This is a genomic window from Alloalcanivorax marinus (assembly GCF_016906305.1).
Classification (GTDB): Bacteria; Pseudomonadota; Gammaproteobacteria; order Pseudomonadales; family Alcanivoracaceae; genus Alloalcanivorax; species Alloalcanivorax marinus.
Window position 1 is genome coordinate 1 of sequence record NZ_JADDOL010000038.1, and the last position, 16919, is coordinate 16919.

General features: G+C 68.8%; 19 protein-coding genes. 8 read left to right on the forward strand and 11 right to left on the reverse strand.

The window, feature by feature from the left end; all coding sequences use genetic code 11:
* Positions 1-92 precede the first annotated feature (92 nt).
* The gene (locus IM760_RS18120) at positions 93-1091 is read right to left on the reverse strand and encodes a ChuX/HutX family heme-like substrate-binding protein (protein WP_228233895.1); all 999 of its coding nucleotides are present in this window, start codon (positions 1089-1091) and stop codon (positions 93-95) included.
* 96 nt (positions 1092-1187) lie between these two features.
* Positions 1188-1403, reverse strand: a complete 216-nt coding sequence (locus IM760_RS18125) for a hemin uptake protein HemP (protein WP_204431642.1) — start codon at positions 1401-1403, stop codon at positions 1188-1190.
* Between the two features lie 210 nt (positions 1404-1613).
* Between IM760_RS18125 and IM760_RS18130 the strand changes: the two genes are divergently transcribed.
* A complete protein-coding gene (locus IM760_RS18130; RefSeq protein ID WP_204431643.1) occupies positions 1614-2132 on the forward strand; it encodes a DUF6231 family protein in 519 nt (172 codons plus the stop codon).
* A 97-nt stretch (positions 2133-2229) separates the two neighbouring features.
* Positions 2230-2913 (forward strand): hypothetical protein, encoded by a 684-nt coding sequence (locus IM760_RS18135; RefSeq protein ID WP_204431644.1) that lies wholly within the window; start codon positions 2230-2232, stop codon positions 2911-2913.
* 24 nt (positions 2914-2937) lie between these two features.
* Here the strand turns inward: IM760_RS18135 and IM760_RS18140 are convergent, their stop codons facing one another.
* Positions 2938-4569: a site-specific DNA-methyltransferase gene (locus IM760_RS18140; protein WP_204431645.1), complete on the reverse strand. Its 1632-nt coding sequence runs from the start codon at positions 4567-4569 to the stop codon at positions 2938-2940.
* 166 nt (positions 4570-4735) lie between these two features.
* On the opposite strand from IM760_RS18140, the gene IM760_RS18145 reads away from it, so the two are divergent.
* The gene (locus tag IM760_RS18145) at positions 4736-5083 is read left to right on the forward strand and encodes a helix-turn-helix domain-containing protein (protein WP_228233892.1); all 348 of its coding nucleotides are present in this window, start codon (positions 4736-4738) and stop codon (positions 5081-5083) included.
* 121 nt (positions 5084-5204) lie between these two features.
* Positions 5205-5558, forward strand: coding sequence for a helix-turn-helix domain-containing protein (locus IM760_RS18150; RefSeq protein ID WP_228233891.1), 354 nt, complete (start codon positions 5205-5207; stop codon positions 5556-5558).
* 43 nt (positions 5559-5601) lie between these two features.
* Here IM760_RS18150 and IM760_RS18155 read toward each other — a convergent pair whose 3' ends face one another.
* From IM760_RS18155 to IM760_RS18170, 4 genes are read right to left on the reverse strand one after another with little or no spacing between them, the layout of a single operon-like run.
* Positions 5602-6111, reverse strand: a complete 510-nt coding sequence (locus IM760_RS18155) for a dihydrofolate reductase (RefSeq protein WP_204431647.1) — start codon at positions 6109-6111, stop codon at positions 5602-5604.
* Between the two features lie 25 nt (positions 6112-6136).
* Positions 6137-6970 carry a thymidylate synthase gene (locus IM760_RS18160; RefSeq protein ID WP_204431648.1) on the reverse strand — a complete coding sequence of 278 codons (834 nt, stop codon included), beginning with the start codon at positions 6968-6970 and terminating at the stop codon, positions 6137-6139.
* A 4-nt stretch (positions 6971-6974) separates the two neighbouring features.
* Positions 6975-7778: a prolipoprotein diacylglyceryl transferase gene (gene lgt, locus IM760_RS18165; RefSeq protein ID WP_204431649.1), complete on the reverse strand. Its 804-nt coding sequence runs from the start codon at positions 7776-7778 to the stop codon at positions 6975-6977.
* Positions 7779-7819: 41 nt separating this feature from the next.
* Complete coding sequence (locus IM760_RS18170) at positions 7820-8617, reverse strand: sulfite exporter TauE/SafE family protein (protein WP_204431650.1); 798 nt, start codon at positions 8615-8617, stop codon at positions 7820-7822.
* Positions 8618-8686: 69 nt separating this feature from the next.
* Here IM760_RS18170 and IM760_RS18175 point away from each other — a divergent pair, with 69 nt between their 5' ends.
* Positions 8687-9442 (forward strand): NRDE family protein, encoded by a 756-nt coding sequence (locus tag IM760_RS18175; protein WP_204431651.1) that lies wholly within the window; start codon positions 8687-8689, stop codon positions 9440-9442.
* Positions 9443-9520: 78 nt separating this feature from the next.
* Here IM760_RS18175 and ptsP read toward each other — a convergent pair whose 3' ends face one another.
* Both ptsP and IM760_RS18185 read right to left on the reverse strand, forming a co-directional pair.
* Complete coding sequence (gene ptsP / locus IM760_RS18180; protein ID WP_204431652.1) at positions 9521-11788, reverse strand: phosphoenolpyruvate--protein phosphotransferase; 2268 nt, start codon at positions 11786-11788, stop codon at positions 9521-9523.
* A gap of 57 nt (positions 11789-11845) precedes the next feature.
* Entirely contained in the window at positions 11846-12349 is a 504-nt protein-coding gene (locus tag IM760_RS18185; protein WP_228233888.1) for an RNA pyrophosphohydrolase, read from the reverse strand.
* Positions 12350-12520: 171 nt separating this feature from the next.
* On the opposite strand from IM760_RS18185, the gene IM760_RS18190 reads away from it, so the two are divergent.
* Together IM760_RS18190 and IM760_RS18195 are read left to right on the forward strand one after the other, a co-directional pair.
* Complete coding sequence (locus IM760_RS18190; RefSeq protein ID WP_204431653.1) at positions 12521-13201, forward strand: histidinol-phosphatase; 681 nt, start codon at positions 12521-12523, stop codon at positions 13199-13201.
* On the forward strand, positions 13198-14268 hold the full coding sequence (locus IM760_RS18195; RefSeq protein WP_204431654.1) for an imelysin family protein: 1071 nt from the start codon (positions 13198-13200) through the stop codon (positions 14266-14268). Before IM760_RS18190 ends, IM760_RS18195 begins: the two co-directional genes overlap by 4 nt.
* Before the next feature lie 9 nt (positions 14269-14277).
* Here the strand turns inward: IM760_RS18195 and IM760_RS18200 are convergent, their stop codons facing one another.
* Both IM760_RS18200 and IM760_RS18205 read right to left on the reverse strand, forming a co-directional pair.
* Positions 14278-14862, reverse strand: a complete 585-nt coding sequence (locus IM760_RS18200) for a sterol desaturase family protein (protein WP_204431655.1) — start codon at positions 14860-14862, stop codon at positions 14278-14280.
* Positions 14863-14913: 51 nt separating this feature from the next.
* A complete protein-coding gene (locus tag IM760_RS18205) occupies positions 14914-15963 on the reverse strand; it encodes an AraC family transcriptional regulator (RefSeq protein ID WP_204431656.1) in 1050 nt (349 codons plus the stop codon).
* Positions 15964-16074: 111 nt separating this feature from the next.
* Here IM760_RS18205 and IM760_RS19110 point away from each other — a divergent pair, with 111 nt between their 5' ends.
* Positions 16075-16761, forward strand: a complete 687-nt coding sequence (locus IM760_RS19110; protein WP_204431657.1) for a TetR family transcriptional regulator — start codon at positions 16075-16077, stop codon at positions 16759-16761.
* The last annotated feature ends 158 nt before the right edge of the window (positions 16762-16919 follow it).

Sequence of the window (16919 nt, forward strand, 5' to 3'; positions counted from 1 at the left end):
TCCAGACCCAACCCATTGGGGGTTGAGTCCGGATAGGAGAGACGGTATCTACGGCCCCACTCTTGTAGGAGCGACTTCAGTCGCGATCAGCCCTAAGCCATGCGCCGCCCCGGCGCGCCGTCCGGAATCAAACTGTCCGCCAGCAGGCTCAGCCAGGTGTCCTCGTCGTCGCCGCCGGACAGGGTCCACAGCCAGCGGCCCTGGGCATCCAGCCCTTCCAGGGCGGTGACCACCCGCCCCGGGCCCGGCCGGCGCAGGCGCCAGACACTGGCCACCCGCCCCATATCCAACGACACCAGGGTGCCCTGATGGGCCAGGTGACATTGGCCTTTCTGCCAGCGCGGCGCCGACCAGGGCGCGGTCAGGCACAGGCTGACGCCGCTGTTGCCGGTGCACACCGTGTAGGCGGCGTCGCGGCGACTGGCCAGGGCCAGCAGGGAGGGCACCGTCTCCGCCCGTACCGGGCAGGCAAACTTGTCCCGCACCGCCTGGTAGAGCACCTGGCGCCGGTCGCCGATGCCCGCCAGCAGGGCGCGAAAACCGTCGTCGTCACCGTGGGACCATTGCCGCTCCAGCTCCGCCACCGAGGGCACCGCCGTCGGGCCGGCCAGCAGCCGGGGCGGCGGCGCGCCGAGCTGGCGCTGGTCCGGGTGCAGCATGGCGCACACCAGTTCCTCGAAGGCCAGGCCGCCGGTTTCCGGGGCCACCGCCATCTGCTGCACCGGCTCGCCGAAACGGTCGAAAAACAGCAGGCTGCGCGGCGGCAGGTCCGCCACCGGCGCCAGCACCGCCATCACCGAGCGCCACAACGGCAGGTTCAGCTGGTGGCGCAGCCGGCTTTGCTGGCCCCGCGCCTCCAGGCCGTCGTCGCCGTCTTCCAGGGTCGGGTAGCGCATCGACTGCGACACCCGGCCGCCGTCGGCGAAGGTGGTGACCACCAGCGCGCCGAGCCGGTACAGGCCCTTGAGGATGGCCAGGGGTTCGTCCTGCAGCCGCAGCACCCGATCACCGAGGGCGGCGCGGCAATGATGAAAGGTGGTGGACGCCCGGGGAGCGGGCGTCAGGGTCGCCACCGTCGCGGTCAGGGTCACGGTGAGCCTCCTTGCGAAATCCGGGTGTGGGCAGCGGGCGGGCCGGAGGCTGGCTGGCGTTCCACGGTCAGGGAGAACGGAAGTGCCTGCGCCTCCTTACTTGGTGAGGATCAGGCGGTCATTGGCGGTGCGGCGCAGCAGATAGCGCTCGCCCCCGTGTTCGATCCACAGCTTGCCGTCCTGGTTGAGCAGGGCGCGGCTGGCCACGCTGCTGTCCGCCTCGATGGCGATGCGGCGGGCGCGCGGGGCGCCGGCGGCGACACGGCGAGCGGTGGAGACCTTGTGCGGGTGGGTCAGGGTACCTTGGGACATGACGTCTCTCCTTGGTGTATCAGCCTTGGTGTATCAGCCTTGGTGTATCAGCCTTGAGCGTTGCAAGCCTCAAACGTATTTGAGAATCATTATCATTAGTTGCCCCTATCCCGTCAACGGCGGCGACCGTGACGCGGCAAACAATTTTTAACAGCCGCCGCCCCCGCCGGGCCCTGGCCGTGCCGCCGGGAACCGCCTAGACTCAAACCCATGACTACAGCCATCGCTTCAAAAGCCATTGAAACGCCGCAGGAAAAACTGGCGGCCATCCTCGACAGCCATCAGCCGAAGAGCCTGCTGACCATCAGCCTCAATCCGGTGCCGGTGGCCGACCATTGGTGCCAGGATCACGACTGCGAGCTGATCCACATTCAGGAGCAGAACCCGTTCCAGGCTCTGGAACAGGTGCGCCGGGTGGATCTGGCGGTGATCGCCGACCAGCTGGAATACATGAGCCAGCGCGACGGCGAATCGCTGATCGGGCTGCTGCGCAACCTGCACACCGACTCCCTGGTGGCGGTGTATCAGCCGCATCTGGCCCCGGAGAAGCTGCGCTGGCCGCACAACGGCTTTCTCGCCCTGGGCTGCCGGGAAGAGGGCCACTTCGCCCAGGAAGGCCGTGAGCTGGACATCTACAGCTACGACCTGGACGACTACAACTTCCGCCGCAACTGGAACAACCCGCGTTTCTGGGCGAACCCGCAGAACTGGGGCAAATACTGGTGGTAGCCCCCGGGGCGACCGGCTGACGCGGCGGGCTGCCCGGCGCTGGTCAAGTTCCCGCGGCTGACGTATGGTGTCGCCGGTTCGCGGAGGGTAGCCCGGCATGATTCTGCAACGTCTCAAGGAAGCCTTATTCTTCTGGCGCCGCCATCTGGCGGCGCTGTTCCTGATCAGCGCCCCGTTCACTCTGGTCGGTGAGGTGCTGCAATTGGTGATCGGACCGGTGCTGGTCACCGGCGACGACGGCACCCTGATCGGCTTCAACGCGCTCAGCATGACCACGCTGATGCTGCTGCGGCCCCTGGCGGAGGGCGCGCTGATCGTGCAGATGGCCCACATTCAGCAGGGCCGCGCCCGGGGCCTGCTGACCTGCACCCTGCCCGCCCTGGCCCGCTATCCGTTCCTGCTCGCCACTTACTTCATGCTGGCCCTGGCGGTGTCGCTGGGCTGGTTCCTGCTGATCTTCCCGGCCCTGTGGCTGTACGCCCGGCTGTGTTTCGCGCCCTTCCAGCTGATGCTGCGCGGCGACGGGCCGATCAACGCCCTGCAGAACGGCTTCCTGCGTTCCTCGGCCAGCCAGTGGCCGCTGTTGGCGGCCTTGCTGCTGTCGTTCCTGCTGGTGCTGGTGCTGTCGCTGGTGGCCAACAGCCTGGTCATGTCGCTGCTGGGCGAAAACGCCGGCAGCCTGATCCTGACCGGCGTGATCAGCGGCCTGCTCGCCACCCTGGTGAACGTGGTCGCCTTCCGCTTCTGGGTGCTGGCGGAACCGGAGGCCGGGCGCGGCTGAAGCCGCGCTCCACGCAAACCCGGATCACCCCACGATTTTCAGCTCCGGCGCGCCCTCCGCCCGCCACGGGGGGCCGGTCCGCCGACCGGCAAACAGGGCTCGGTGCAGCACCACCACATCCGCGCCGGCGCCCCGCAGCGCCTTCCACGTCGCCTCATCCGGGTTCGTGCCCGCGTACAGCAGCCACACCCGCTGCCCGTGCTTCACCCAGTGCGCCCGTTCGCCGTTGACGGTGACCGGTTCCAGACGCGCGTCCAGGGGCAGCCCCAGCGGCGCCAGCCAGCTCCAGGGGTCGGTGGCGGCCGGCGGGCCGTCCTCGTGCCGCCAGAAGCGGAACCCCTGGTCACCGCCCAGGGCGGCGGCGGCGCGGCGCAGCCGCTCCGCGGTCAGGTCCGCCAGGGTCGGCCAGCGCGGGTCGCCGGTGGGCTCCGCCAGCTGCACCAGCAGGCAGCGGCGCCGGCCGCCGTCGTCCCGGTTCTCCGCCAGCACCGCCTGGCCGGTGCTGCCGCTGCCGGCGAAGAAATCCAGCACCAGGTCGTCCGGGCCGGTGGCCAGGCGCAGCAGAAAGCGCAGCAGCTTGGTGGGCTTGGGGTACAGGAACGGACTCTCGCCGTCGAACAGCGCCTGCAGTTCCCGGGTGCCGTCGCTGGCGGTGCCGTGGCCGGTACCGTCCAGCCAGCTGGTGGCCACCTCGCCGAAGGCGCGCTTTTCGTTCAGGAACACTTTCAGTTGAGGCCGCGCCCGGCCACGGCGGCCGAACAGGATGCGGCGGTCCGCCAGCAACGCTTCGAAGCGCTCCGGCCCAGTGCGCCAGCAGCGGCCCGGCGGCGGCCGGAACGCCTGGCCGGTGTCCGGATTGCGGATCGTGTAGGTGAGCCGGGGCCGCACATTGGGGGCGTCGAACGGGTCCAGTTTCCAGGGTCCTCGGGGGTCGTTGTCCGGGTTCCGGTAGCGGCCGGTGTCGATGCGCGCCGGGTAGGCGGCGAAGCCCGGGGCGGCGCGCCACTTTGCCTGGTTGTCCGCGCTCAGCCGGCGGAGCCCGACGCGGCGCCGGCGGGCGTAGCCGATCACGTATTCGTGCTGCACGCACAGATCGGTGTCGTTCTGCCGCGAGGTGCGCGACTGCCAGGGGAACATGGCGAAGAAGTTTCGCGAGCCGAAAATCTCGTCGAGCATCAGCCGCAGGGCATGGACTTCATGGTCGTCGATACTGACGAACAGCACGCCGTCGTCGCGCAGCAGGTCCCGGGCCAGCAGCAGGCGCGGGTACATCATGTTCAGCCAGCGGGCATGGTAGCGGCCCTCCGGCTCCGCCCCCTCGCCGGCCCGGCGGCGGTGGTCCGCGGGCGTGTCGCGGAAGTTGTCCGGGTACAGGAAAGCGCGGCCGGTGTTGTAGGGCGGGTCGATGTAGATCATCTTCACCCGGCCGGAATAGCTTTTCCGCAAATGGCCCAGCACCGCCAGATTGTCGCCTTCGATCACCGCGTGGGCGGCCCGTTCGAAATCCAGTGACGCTTCCGGCCGCGGGCTCAGGCTGCCCGCCGCCGGCGTGGCGGCCCGGGCCGCCGCCCGACCCTTGCCCGGCCAGCTGAACCCATAGGGTTCCCGCCCGTCGCCCCCGTCCTCGGATACGCCGAAAATCGCGCTTTGATTCATGCCGCTTTTGACTTCCCTTTCCATTGCAAAAAATGAAACCATATGGTTTGGTACAATAGCAATGGCGGATTCTTGCTATTTTGCAGGGAGCGCGCTACAAAGACCCAGAGCGAAGACCGCGTGTCCGGCTTCGCCCTGACAACACCACTAAGGGAAGGAAATAACCATGACGAAGGATCTGAATATCGGTGGCCTGCTGCGCGAACGCCGGGCCCGCCTGGGACTGACCCTCAAGCAGGTGGCCTGCCGGGCCCACACCGACCCGGGCAACCTGTCGCGCATCGAACGCAACGAACAGCAGCTCAGCGTGCCGCGCATGCTGGCCCTGTGCGACGCCCTGGGCTGGCCCGCCGAAGACTTCGTGCGCTGCCTGACCGCCCGGCGCGGCCGGCGCGTGAACGACATTCCGGGGGGCTATTCCGCGGAAGCGCGGGGCGATCGCCTGGCCGCCGGCGAGCGCCTGCGGCTGTCGTTCACCGCCCGGCTGACCCCGGACGAGGAGCCGTTCGACTGACCGCCACCTTGCACCATTTCAAGGTCGGATAGCCCGGTTTTGCCCATAAGCTAAAAATATCTTTTGCACCATTGCAAGCAACACATTGAGTGCGCCAGAGCGGCTACAGAAACTTATGGGCATGGATATTGGTGGCATACTCAAGGAACGGCGCCAACGCCGTGAAGAAACCCTCGAAGAGGTGGCGTACCGGGCCGGCACGGACGCGGGCAACCTGTCGCGCATCGAGCGCAACCGGCAGGACGTGTCCGTGCAGCGGCTCGGGCGGCTGTGCGCGGCCCTGGAAATGTCGCTCACCGAGCTGTTCGAGGAACTGGAAGGGCGCACCAAGACGCCCCATCTTCGCGACCCGGCGGCCGCCTTCGACAAGGAAACCCGTGAGCTGATCAGCATCGTCTCGGCGCTGACGCCGTCACGCCGGCGATTGCTGATGAAGATCGCGGAGGACGTGCGCGACAGCAAGGGGCTGTCCTAGCCCGGGCCCGTCGTGGCCGCCCCCGCCCTTCTCGCGCGCCGTATCAGGCGCGCTCGTAGACCACGAACGAATAATCGTAGGGATTCGGTCCCTCGGCCTGGAAATCCTCCCGGCCGACTTCCCGCCATTGCGCCGCGTCCACCGCCGGGAAGTAGGTGTCCCCCGGCACCTCCGCGTGCACCTCGGTCAGGTAGAGCCGGTCCGCCCGGGGCAGCGCCAGGGCGTAGATCTGCGCGCCACCGATCACCACCACCTCGTCCTGACCGTCGATCAACGCCACGTGTTCGGCCAGCTCCAGAGCCTGATCCAGGGTGGCCACCACCTTGGCGCCCTCGGCGGGGTATTGCTCCTGCCGGGTGATCACGATGTTGGTGCGCCCGGGCAGGGGCCGCTTCAGCGACTCCCAGGTATTGCGCCCCATGATGATCGGCTTGCCCAGGGTCGCCTGTTTGAAATATTTCAGGTCGTTGGGCAGGTACCAGGGCAGCTTGTTGTCGCGGCCGATGACGTCGTTGCTGGCCTTGGCGGCCATCATCGCCAGACGAATACTCATGACATCTCCTCGGGGCGGCGCGCGCTCAGATCGCCACCGGCGCCTTGATGTGCGGGTGCGGGTCGTAGCCTTCCAGGGTGAAATCCTCGTAGCGGAACGCGTACAGGTCCTTCACGTCCGGGTTCAGCTTCATCACCGGCAGCGGCCGGGGCTGGCGCGCCAGCTGCTGGTCGGCCTGCTCCAGATGATTGCTGTACAGGTGGGCATCGCCCAGGGTGTGCACGAAGTCGCCGGGTTTGAGATCACAGACCTGGGCCATCATCAGCGTCAGCAGCGCGTAGGAGGCGATGTTGAAAGGCACCCCCAGAAAGATGTCGCCGCTGCGCTGGTAGAGCTGGCAGCTCAGCTTGCCGTCGGCCACGTAGAACTGGAACAGGCAATGGCAGGGCGGCAGCGCCTGGCGGCCGCGGGCGGCGTTGTCCCGGGGCGAGAGGCGCGGGTCCGGCAGCACCGCCGGGTTCCAGGCGCTGACCACCAGCCGCCGGGAATCCGGGTTGCGGCGGATTTCCGCCAGCACCTCGTCGATCTGGTCGATCACCGCGCCGTCGGCGGTGGGCCAGCAGCGCCACTGCTCGCCGTACACCGGCCCCAGGTCGCCGTCCTCGGTGGCCCACTCGTCCCAGATGCTGACGCCGTTCTCCTTCAGATAACGGATGTTGGTGTCGCCGGACAGAAACCACAGCAGTTCGTGGATGATCGACTTCAGGTGCACCTTCTTGGTGGTCACCAACGGGAAGCCGTGGGCCAGATTGAAGCGCATCTGATAGCCGAACAGGGACCGGGTACCGGTGCCGGTGCGGTCTTCCTTGCGAATGCCTTCGGTGCGCGCCAGGCGCAGCAGGTCCAGATATTGATTCATGGCGTTACTTCCTCGCCGGGGCCGGGCGGTCGTCGTGCCGGTAGGCCCAGAACATCATGGCGGCGCCGAGGATGATCATTGGAATGCTGAGCAGCATGCCCATGGTCAGCCAGCCGCCGGTCAGATAGCCGATGTGCGCGTCCGGCTCGCGGAAAAACTCCACGAAGGTGCGGCCCAGACCGTAGCCCAGACCGAACAGACCGGTGACCGCGCCGGCCGGTCGGGGCCGGGCGGAGTAGAACCACAGCACCAGAAACAGCACCACCCCTTCGAGCAGGAATTCATAGAGCTGGGACGGGTGGCGCGGCACGCCCATGGGGTCGCCGGGGAAGATCATCGCCCAGGGCACGTCCGCCGGGTGGCCCCACAGTTCGCCGTTGATGAAGTTGCCGAGCCGGCCGGCGCCCAGGCCGATGGGCACCACCGGCACCGCGTAATCGGCCACCGAAAAATAGCGCTTGCCGAACTTGCGGGCCAGCAGCCAGAACGCCAGCAGCACCCCCAGGGCGCCGCCATGGAAACTCATGCCGCCGGTCCAGATCTCGAACAGCCACAGCGGGTCGTTGAGAAACTTGCCGAAGTTGTAGAACAGCACATAGCCCACGCGGCCGCCGAGAATCACCCCCAGCGCCACGTAGAACACCAGATCGCTGACCTGGTCCTTGGTCCAGCCACTGTTCGGGCGCGACGCCCGCCAGCGCAGCAGCAGCCAGCCGCCGACGAAGCCGACCAGATACATGAGGCCGTACCAGTGAATCTGCAAAGGCCCGATGCCGATGGCCACCGGGTCGATACGGGGAAACTCCATGCCAATACTCCGTCAGCGCGGCCGTCCGGTGGACGGGCCGCTCACAGAATCAGTTCCAGACCGATGCCGATCAGGAAGATCGCGAAAATCCGTCGCAGAATCGCCGACGGCACCCGATGGCTGAGGCGCGCGCCCACCTTGGCCATGGGATAGCTGGTCACCACGATGGCCAGGGCGGCGGGCAGATACACATAGCCCAGGGTCCAGGCCGGCAATTCCGGGCGCCCCCAGCCGGTGACCACGAAGCCCAGGCTGCCGGCCAGGGCGATGGGCAGCCCGCAGGCGGCGGAAATCGCCACCGCATTCTGCATCGGCAGGCGGCACCAGGACAAAAACGGCACCGTCAGCGAGCCGCCACCAATGCCGAACAGGCTGGAAAAGGTGCCGATCACACCGCCGGTACCGGCCAGGCCGGCGCTGCCCGGCAACCGTGTCGGCCCGTCCTCCACCGCCCGGCCGGGACGCCGCAGCAGCATCTGCAGAGCGATGGCGATGGCGAAGAACCCGAACAGCCGGGTCAGTGCCACGCCGGACAGGCGGTCGGCGATCACCGCGCCCAGCAGCGCCCCCACCACGATACCCACCGTCAGCCGGCCGGCCACCGGCCACAGCACGTAGCCGGCCCGGTGGTGCGCGTGCACCGAACTGGCGGAGGTGACGATGATGGTGGCCAGGGAAGTGCCCACCGCCATCTGCGCCACCACCGCGTCGTCCACGCCCATGCCGTGAAACAGATAGATCAGCGGCGGCACGATCACCACGCCGCCGCCGAGCCCCAGGGTGCCGCCCATCAGGCCGGCGACCACCCCGATCAGGGCGCAAATCAGCACAAGCGTCATGGATGTCCCCTGCCGGAAATGGCGGTTATGCTAGCAGGCTGACTTGTTGCTGTCCCCCATGGGAAACCTATGTGCATCGTGCTGTTCGATTGGCGCCCCGACACCGCCCGGCCGCTGGCGGTGGCCGCCAATCGCGATGAATTTCACGCCCGTCCGGCGGAGCCGGCGCGCTGGCGCGGTCCGGTCTTCCACGGCCTGGACCTGACCGCCGGCGGCACCTGGCTGGGCATCCACCGGGACGGACGCTTCGCGGTGATCACCAATTTCCGTGAACCGCTCACCGAGCGCGGCGCCGGCGAACGCTCCCGGGGCCTGCTGCCCCAGGCGTTTCTGCAAGGCGACCAGGGTCCGGAAGCGTTCTGCCGGGCCCTGCGCGCCGAGCAGACCCACTACGCCGGCTTCAATCTGCTGGTGGGCGACCACCAGTCCCTGTGGTATCTGAGCAACCGGGGGGCGCCGCCGCAGCCGGTGGCGCCGGGCCTGCACGGCCTGTCCAACGGCCTGCTGGACGACCCCTGGCCCAAGGTGGAACGGGGCAAGGCCCGGCTGGCCGAGGCCCTGGCCACCGGCGGCGATCTGGACGCCCTGCTGGGGGTGGTCAACGACCGCCATCAACCCGATGACGATGCCCTGCCGGACACCGGCGTGAGCACCGAGCTGGAGCGCCTGGTGGCGCCGGTGTTCATTCAATCGGAGCGCTACGGCACCCGCGCCAGCTCGGCGGTGACGGTGCCGGCCCGGGGCGAACCGGCCATGGCGGAGCAGAGCTGGCGGCCGGACGGCGAACCGGACGGCCCGCCGCGCTACAGCAGCCAGTCCCTGTAGAAGCGACTTCAGTCGCGATCAATCGGCGGTGCCTCCTCATCGCGACTGAAGTCGCTCCTACAAGGGAAGCGAGGGCGCTCAGGTGGGTTTGCGGTGGCGCACCAGGTCGCCCAGCCCCACCTTGGTCAGCTGCAGATCCAGGTAGGAGGCGATCACCTCGCCATTGTCCATGGCCAGCACCTCGTTGAGCAGGCGGCGCAGGAAGGTCATGTTGACCTGGCGCACCGCCGCCTTCACCCGCAGCAGGTTGGAGGCGTTCATGGACAGGGAATCGAAGCCCATCGCCATCAGGATCAGCGCGGTGCTCGGGTCGCCGGCCATTTCGCCGCACACCGACACCGGCTTGCCCTCTTCGTGGGCCTGCTCCACCACGTGCAGCAGGGCGTGCAGTACCGCCGGGTGGCAGGAATTGTAGAGCTCCGAGACCTGCCGGTTGTTGCGGTCCACCGCCAGCAGGTACTGGGTCAGGTCGTTGGTGCCCACCGACAGGAACTCCACCCGCTGGGCCAGGGCGCGGGCCTGGTACACCGAGGCGGGCACCTCGATCATCACCCCCACCGGCGGCATCTCCACGTCCACGCCTTCCTCGCGCACCTCCAGCCAGGCCCGGTGAATCAGGTGCTGGGCTTCCTCCGCCTCGATCACGCTGGTGACCATGGGCAGCATGATGCGCAGGTTGTTGAGGCCTTCGGCGGCCTTGAGCATGGCGCGCACCTGGACGATGAAAATCTCCGGGTGGTCCAGGGTCAGGCGGATGCCGCGCCAGCCCAGGAAGGGGTTGTCCTCCTCGATGGGGAAATAGCTGAGCGGCTTGTCGCCGCCCACGTCCAGGGTGCGCATGGTGACCCCATGGGGAGCGAAGGCGGACAGTTGCTCCCGGTAGATCAGGCGCTGCTCCTCCTCGGAGGGGAAGCGGTCGCGCACCATGAATGGAATTTCCGTGCGGTACAGGCCGACGCCCTCGGCGCCGCGCTCGATGGAGCGCACGATGTCGGTCATCAGGCCGGTGTTCACCTGCAGGGTGATGCGCTGCCCGTCCTCGGTTTCGGCGGGCTCGTCGCGGAGCTTTTCCAGCCCCGCCAGCAGGTGTTTTTCCTCGGCGATGATGTCCTCGAACTGGGCCTTCAGCTCCGCCGAGGCGTTGGCGATCACACGCCCCCGGAAGCCGTCGACGATCAGTTCCTTGCCGTCCAGCTTCTTGAGCGGCAGGTTCTGGGCGCCCACCACCGTGGGGATGCCCATGGCCCGCGCAACGATGGCCATGTGCGAGTTGCGCGAGCCGCGGGTGGTGACGATGCCGGCGATGTTCTCTTCCGGCATCTCCATCAGCATGGGCGCGGAAATGTCCTCGCCCATCAGGATGCAGGCTTTCGGAAACTCGATGCGCCGCCGGTTGCGGCTCTGCAACTGCCCCAGCACCCGGCGGCCCAGGTCGCGCACGTCGGCGGCCCGTTCGCGCAGATAGGGGTCGTCCATCATCTCGAAATTGTGCACGTGGGCGTCCACCACCATGCGCAGCGCGCCCTGGGCCCACTGGCCCTCGCGGATGCGCGCCACCACCTCGGCGGGCAGCGCCTGGCGGTCGAGCATACGCAGGTACACATCGAACAGCGCCTGCTCCTCCGGGCCCAGGGTCTTCTTGGCGCGCTCGGCCAGATCACGGATTTCCTGGCGCACCCGCACCAGGGCTTCGTCGAGCAGGGCGATCTCACCGCTGATGTCGGTGGCGTCCCGGTCCGGCACCGCCGACAGGTCGGTTTCCGGAAACAGCAGCACGCCGATGCCGATGGCGGCGCCGGTGGAGCCGGGCTGGCCATCGTGAATGCTGGGCAGGTCCTGGGTGTCGAGCTGATCGAACAGCACCCCGGAGGCGTGGGCGTGGGCGATCACCGCCGACAGCTGGGCGGAAATGGTGACCAGGAAGGCTTCCTCGCTCTGGTCGAAGCGGCGGGCGTCGCGCTGCTGCACCACCAGCACGCCGAGCACCTCGCCATGGTGCATCACCGGCACGCCCAGAAAGGCATGGAAGGGGTCCTCGCCGGTCTCCGCCAGATAGTGGAATTTAGGGTGGGAGAAGGCGTCCTCCAGGTTGATCGGCTCCTCGCGCAGCCCCACCTGGCCCACCAGCCCCTCGGAGGTGCCCAGGCTGACCCGGCCCACCGCTTCGCGCTTGAGGCCCTCGGAGGCCATCAGCATGTAGCGCTCTTCGTTGTTGTCCCGCAGATAGATGGAACACACCTCGGTGCCCATGGCGTCGCGCACGCGCTGGGCCATCAGATCCAGAGCGGATCGGATGTCCGGCGCGTTGTTCACTTCCTGCACGATGCGGCGCAGGGTATCGAGCATGGGCGTTCCTCTCAGATCGGTAAGGGGCGCGGCGTGGTTCCCGGGTTCGCGCGGCGGTCAGCGCGGGCGAGCGTCGCCGCGCAAGGCCGGCGCCAGCTCGCGCAGGGCGCGGGCGTACACGCCGCGCTTGAAATGCACCACCTTGCGGATCGGGTACCAGTAATTCACCCAGCGCCAGTCCTGAAACTCCGGCACCGGCGAACGGGCCAGATCGATGGCCTCTTCCTCGGCGTTGAGCCGCAGCAGAAACCATTTCTGGCGCTGGCCGATGCACACCGGCCGGTTGCGCGGCGGGCGCAAAAAGCGGCGCGGCAGGCGATAGGTGAGCCAGCCGTCGGTGGTCGCCAGCACGCTGACGTGCTCGCCACGCAGGCCGGTTTCCTCCTCCAGTTCCCGGAACAGGGTGTCCTCGGGGCTCTCGCCGGGCATCATGCCGCCCTGGGGGAACTGCCAGGCGTCGCGGTTGCCCACGCGGCGGCCCCAGAAAACCCGCCCATCCGGGGCGGCGATCACAATGCCGACATTGAGCCGGTATCCTTTGTCGTCGATGATGCCTGTCATTGCCTCAATCCGATGGCGCGGAACCCAGCCGTACAGGCGCGCAATATTCCCATTAAACCTTGTCGGTGCGGCGACGATCAATCGACTGCCTTCACGGACCCGCTTTTGTTAAGCTAATGCTTACTCACTCCCCTTCCTCCACCGACAACGGGCACGCCCCCGGGAGCCTGCATGACTCTGGCCATCTTCGACCTGGACAACACGCTGATCGCCGGCGACTCCGACCATCAGTGGGGCGAATTCCTGGTCGGCCGCGGCGAGGTGGACGGCGCCGGCTATAAAGCCGCCAACGACCGCTTCTACCAGGATTACCTGGACGGCACTCTGGACATCTTCGCGTATCAGGAGTTCGTTCTGTCGGTGCTGAAGGGGCGCGACCTGGATGAACTGCACGCCCTGCGCCGCGACTTCATGGCGCAGGTGATCGACGCCCTGTGGCTGCCGGCGGCGGAGCAACTGGTGGACAAGCATCGCCGGCGCGGCGACACCCTGATGATCATCACCGCCACCAATGACTTCATCACCGGGCCGATCGCCGAACGGCTGGGCGTGCCCCATCTGATCGCCACCACCGCCGAGCGGGACGACCGGGGCGGCTACACCGGCCGGGTGGCCGGCGTGCCCAGCTACCGGGACGGCAAGGTGGAGAGGCTCAACGACTGGCTGGAAAAGCACGGCGAGAGCCTGGACGGCAGCTGGTTCTACAGTGACTCCCACAACGACCTGCCGCTCCTCCGCAAGGTGGACCATCCGGTGGCGGTGGACCCGGACGAGACCCTGGCGCGGGCGGCCCGGGAGCGGGGCTGGCCGATTCTGTCCTTGCGCGAGACCACCGTGGGAGCGCCGTCATGAGCGGCCCGCGACGGCCGTCGGCGGCCCTGCTGGCCTTGCTGCCGGCGCTGCTGCTGAGCGCCTGCGACGCGCCGGACACCGCCAGCGAACCGGACCGGACCGCCGCGGAAACGGCCCGCGACGGCGCCCCGGGCAGCGACCCGGCGGACACCGACCTGCACCCGCTCCACGACGAGGCCGGCGCCACCGCCCTGGCCACTCAGCGCCGCGCCTGGCGGGACGCCCTGGCGGCCCTGCTGGAGGCGCCGGACACGGACAGCCTGGCGGCGGCCCGCAACGCCTGGGCGGACCTGTACAGCGCCTTCAATGACCATTACCTGTCGCTGGCGGCGGTGGCCTGCCAGCGCGGCGTGCCGGAGCGCCTGGAACGGCTGGACGGCTGGCCCTTCTACCCGGCCTACGTGGACGCCCTGCCCGCCTGGCCGGACTCCGGCATCGTCAACGACCCGGCCCTGGAACTGACCGCCGCCAACCTGCGCCGCCAGCAGGGCGCCACCACCGAGGGCGAAGTGGCGCTGGGCTTCCAGCCGTTGCGGTTGCTGGTGGCCGGCGTCGCCGAGGCGCCGCGCCGGGCGGCGGACTTCCGTGGCGGCCGCCAGGAAGCGGCGGTGCCCGCCAACGCGGTGGAGGAAGACGCCGCCGTGCAGGTGGACGCGCCGGCCCGGCGCCGCGCCTATCTGCGCCTGGCCGCCGAGCAACTGGAGGCGGATCTGGACGCCCTGGGCGGCGACACCGCCGGCGATCCGGACAGCCTGCGCTGTGCCCTGGCCACCCTGGACCGGCGCCTGGCGCTGCTGGATCGCCAGCGCGACGCCGGCGACCCGGAGGGTGGCCTCTACCTGTCACCGCGCAGCGTCGAACTGATCGACGCCAGCCAGCCGGAAGCGGCCCTCTCGCAACTGGCCGCCGACGACAACGCGGCCCTGCGCCGCGCCCTGGAGCAGCGCTGGCCGGGTTTTGAGAAGGCCCTGGAGCAGGCCCGGGAACGGGGCGAATGGGCGCCCCTGGGCGCCTGGCTGCACCCGGCCGGCGGCGGCGTCGCGCCCACCGCGGCGGTGCGCGGCTAGGAACAGGCCCTAGGCCGCCACCGCCGTCGGCGGCGCTTCCCGGCGCAGCGGTCGCCAGCGGCGGGCCAGCCGGTTCACCGGCCGTTCCAGCCAGGCCGGCAGCGGCAGCCCCAGCGGATTGCTTTCCGTCACCGACTCGCTCCCCGCCACCCGGGTGCCCATCAGATAATCGAACCAGGGCCGGGTCACGCACCAGTTGGCGTTCTGGTTCCGGTTCATGTGGTGGTCGTAGTGCCAGGGCAGATGGGCCCGGGCCCAGTCCGGGTCCAGGTGGGCGCGGCTGTGCTTGCGCCAGTATTGCCAGGCCCCGTAATAGATCCCCAGGGTGAAGAACGGCGCCACCGGCGCCGCCGGCGTGAACACCGCGCACAGCCCCAGCAACGCCACCTTTTCGTTGAACATCTCCTGGTCGCGCCACATGGATTCCCGGTAACCGACATCGGTGAAGCCGTTCAGGCGCGCCCGTTTGTGATGGCGGATATGGGTAAAGAACGGGCTGTTGCGGTGGCGCGTGGGGTACTCGTGCAGCCAGGTTTTGTGGGCGTACCACTCAAAGCCGTTGACGGTGAGCAGCGCCACGGGAAAGCCGAGCATGGGGTGTCTCCTGGATGACCGTATCAGCCCTCCATGATGCCGCCAGCGGGCTCAATCGTTTTGATCGCCGCCGCGCGAAGCCCCGTCACCGGGATCAAGGGCCCGCCCGGCGTGCTTGCGCCGACGGTAGGCGGTGGGCGTCTCGCCGGTCCAGCGCTTGAAGGCCCGGGAGAAGGCCGCCGGCTCCGAAAAGCCGGTGAGATAGAGAATCCGGTCGATGGGGGCGTCGGTGCGCGCCAGCAGCCGCCGCGACAAGCGCTCCCGGTAGCCGGCCAGCAGCGGCTTGAAGCCGGTGCCGGCGTCGGCCAGCGCCGCGCGCAACGCCCGGGGCGTGAGGCCGGCCCGGGCCGCCAGCGCCTCCAGGGAGGCCTCGCCGCGTTCCAGCAGGCCGCCCAGATGGCGCTCCAGCTCGGCCAGGAATTCGCGCCGGCCCAGGGCCGCCATGCGCTCCGCCGCCAGCTGTTCGTGCACCGCCAGCAACGCCGGCTCCGCCGCCGGCGAGGGCCGCGCCAGCAGCGCCGCGGGAAAGACAATGGCGCCCTCCTCGGCGCCCAGGGTCACGGCGCAGCCCAGCACCCGCCGGTACTCCGCCGGCGGGGCGCCCTCGGCATGGGGAAACCGCACCGCCGTGGCCCGGAACTCGCCGTCGGTGACCCGCTCCAGAAAGCGCAGCGCGATGCAGGTGGCGCACTCCAGATAATGGCGCACCGGATGGTCGAGCCCGGCCAGCCGGGCCTCGTCGCCGTGCACCGCCAGGCGCAGCGGCAGGGCGTCGGTGATCAGACGCTGGTAGGCCAGCACCCGCTCCAGCCCTTCGCCCAGGGTGGGGCTGCTGAGCAGCAGGTATTCCAGCACCTGGCCGGGCCAGGGCGGCATCCGTTCGCCGATGTGCAGGCCGATGTGCGGGTCGCCGCTGACCCGCACGGCGGCGTCCCAGAACTGCCGCTGCGGGCCGTTGACGCGGCGCGGTCGCCGGTCCGGCACCTGGTCCGGCAGGCCCACGCTGGCGAAGATGGCGGCGCAGTCCAGCCCCGCGTCCAGCATGGCGCGGTAGGTCATCCACAGGAAGGTGCCGTCGTCACTGGCGGGTATCCGGGTCATGGCCGGAGTATAGGCACCCCGGCGGCGCGGTGAAATGACCGCCCCGCGCACCGGTATCGTCCGCCGGACGTGCATAGTAGGCTTAACCTCCCCCCGCGCCAGGAGCCCCCCGTGACCGCCAACCGGAAATCACCGTCCCGCAAGAAAACCCCGGTGAAATCCGCCGCCCCGCGACGGCCGGGCAAGGTGCGCCGCGACCCGGAGCGGCTCACCGCGGCGATTCTCGACGCGGCCATGGCGGAGTTTTCCGAGCACGGCTTCGCCGGCGCGCGGGTGGACCGCATCAGCAAGGGCGCCGGCACCGTGGACCGCATGCTCTACTATTATTTCGGCAACAAGGAGCGGCTTTACCAGGCGGTGCTGGAAGAGGCCTACCGCCGGCTGGTGGACGCCCAGCGCCATTTCGTGCCGCCGGAGGATCCGGTGCGCGGCATGGAGGCGCTGATCACGCAGCTGTGGGAGTACTACCGGGACCATCCGGAGTTCGTCCGTCTGGTGATGTCGGAGAACCTGCTCAAGGGCCGCTATATCCAGCAGTCGGAGACCATTCGTCAGGTGTCCCTGCCGCTGATTCACAGCGTCGAAGCGGTGCTCGACAGCGGCCGCCGGAAAGGCCTGTTTCGCGCCGACGCGGACGCCCGGTTCGTGCTGATGACGATCATGTCGATGGGGTTTTTCCAGGTGTCCAACCAGTACACCTACGGCTTCTGGCTGGCCGACACGGCGACGCCGCCGGTGCGCGGCGACGACTGGCTGGCGCACATGCAGGCGGTGGTACTCGATCACCTTCGCCAATAGAAATCCCCGCCCCAAAAAGGTTCATCGCAGTTTAGCGGGAAGTCTCGCTCCAGCCGGGGCACGGCTCAGGGCGTGACGCCCTTCCGGGAACGCCGCGAGTACATCTATGTACACCTCTTGCAAGTGCTGTCTGTCTGCGATGGCTCAGTGAGCAAGGG

Coding starts and splice junctions, on each gene's coding strand:
- IM760_RS18200 (WP_204431655.1), bottom strand. CDS start 14,862: ATGCTCGGCTTTCCCGTGGCGCTGCTCACCGTCAACGGCTTTGAGTGG.
- IM760_RS18195 (WP_204431654.1), top strand. CDS start 13,198: ATGAGCGGCCCGCGACGGCCGTCGGCGGCCCTGCTGGCCTTGCTGCCG.
- IM760_RS18175 (WP_204431651.1), top strand. CDS start 8,687: ATGTGCATCGTGCTGTTCGATTGGCGCCCCGACACCGCCCGGCCGCTG.
- IM760_RS18135 (WP_204431644.1), top strand. CDS start 2,230: ATGATTCTGCAACGTCTCAAGGAAGCCTTATTCTTCTGGCGCCGCCAT.
- lgt (WP_204431649.1), bottom strand. CDS start 7,778: ATGGAGTTTCCCCGTATCGACCCGGTGGCCATCGGCATCGGGCCTTTG.
- IM760_RS18125 (WP_204431642.1), bottom strand. CDS start 1,403: ATGTCCCAAGGTACCCTGACCCACCCGCACAAGGTCTCCACCGCTCGC.
- ptsP (WP_204431652.1), bottom strand. CDS start 11,788: ATGCTCGATACCCTGCGCCGCATCGTGCAGGAAGTGAACAACGCGCCG.
- IM760_RS18150 (WP_228233891.1), top strand. CDS start 5,205: ATGGATATTGGTGGCATACTCAAGGAACGGCGCCAACGCCGTGAAGAA.
- IM760_RS18130 (WP_204431643.1), top strand. CDS start 1,614: ATGACTACAGCCATCGCTTCAAAAGCCATTGAAACGCCGCAGGAAAAA.
- IM760_RS18170 (WP_204431650.1), bottom strand. CDS start 8,617: ATGACGCTTGTGCTGATTTGCGCCCTGATCGGGGTGGTCGCCGGCCTG.
- IM760_RS18145 (WP_228233892.1), top strand. CDS start 4,736: ATGACGAAGGATCTGAATATCGGTGGCCTGCTGCGCGAACGCCGGGCC.
- IM760_RS18160 (WP_204431648.1), bottom strand. CDS start 6,970: ATGAATCAATATCTGGACCTGCTGCGCCTGGCGCGCACCGAAGGCATT.
- IM760_RS18205 (WP_204431656.1), bottom strand. CDS start 15,963: ATGACCCGGATACCCGCCAGTGACGACGGCACCTTCCTGTGGATGACC.
- IM760_RS18185 (WP_228233888.1), bottom strand. CDS start 12,349: ATGACAGGCATCATCGACGACAAAGGATACCGGCTCAATGTCGGCATT.
- IM760_RS18155 (WP_204431647.1), bottom strand. CDS start 6,111: ATGAGTATTCGTCTGGCGATGATGGCCGCCAAGGCCAGCAACGACGTC.
- IM760_RS18190 (WP_204431653.1), top strand. CDS start 12,521: ATGACTCTGGCCATCTTCGACCTGGACAACACGCTGATCGCCGGCGAC.
- IM760_RS18140 (WP_204431645.1), bottom strand. CDS start 4,569: ATGAATCAAAGCGCGATTTTCGGCGTATCCGAGGACGGGGGCGACGGG.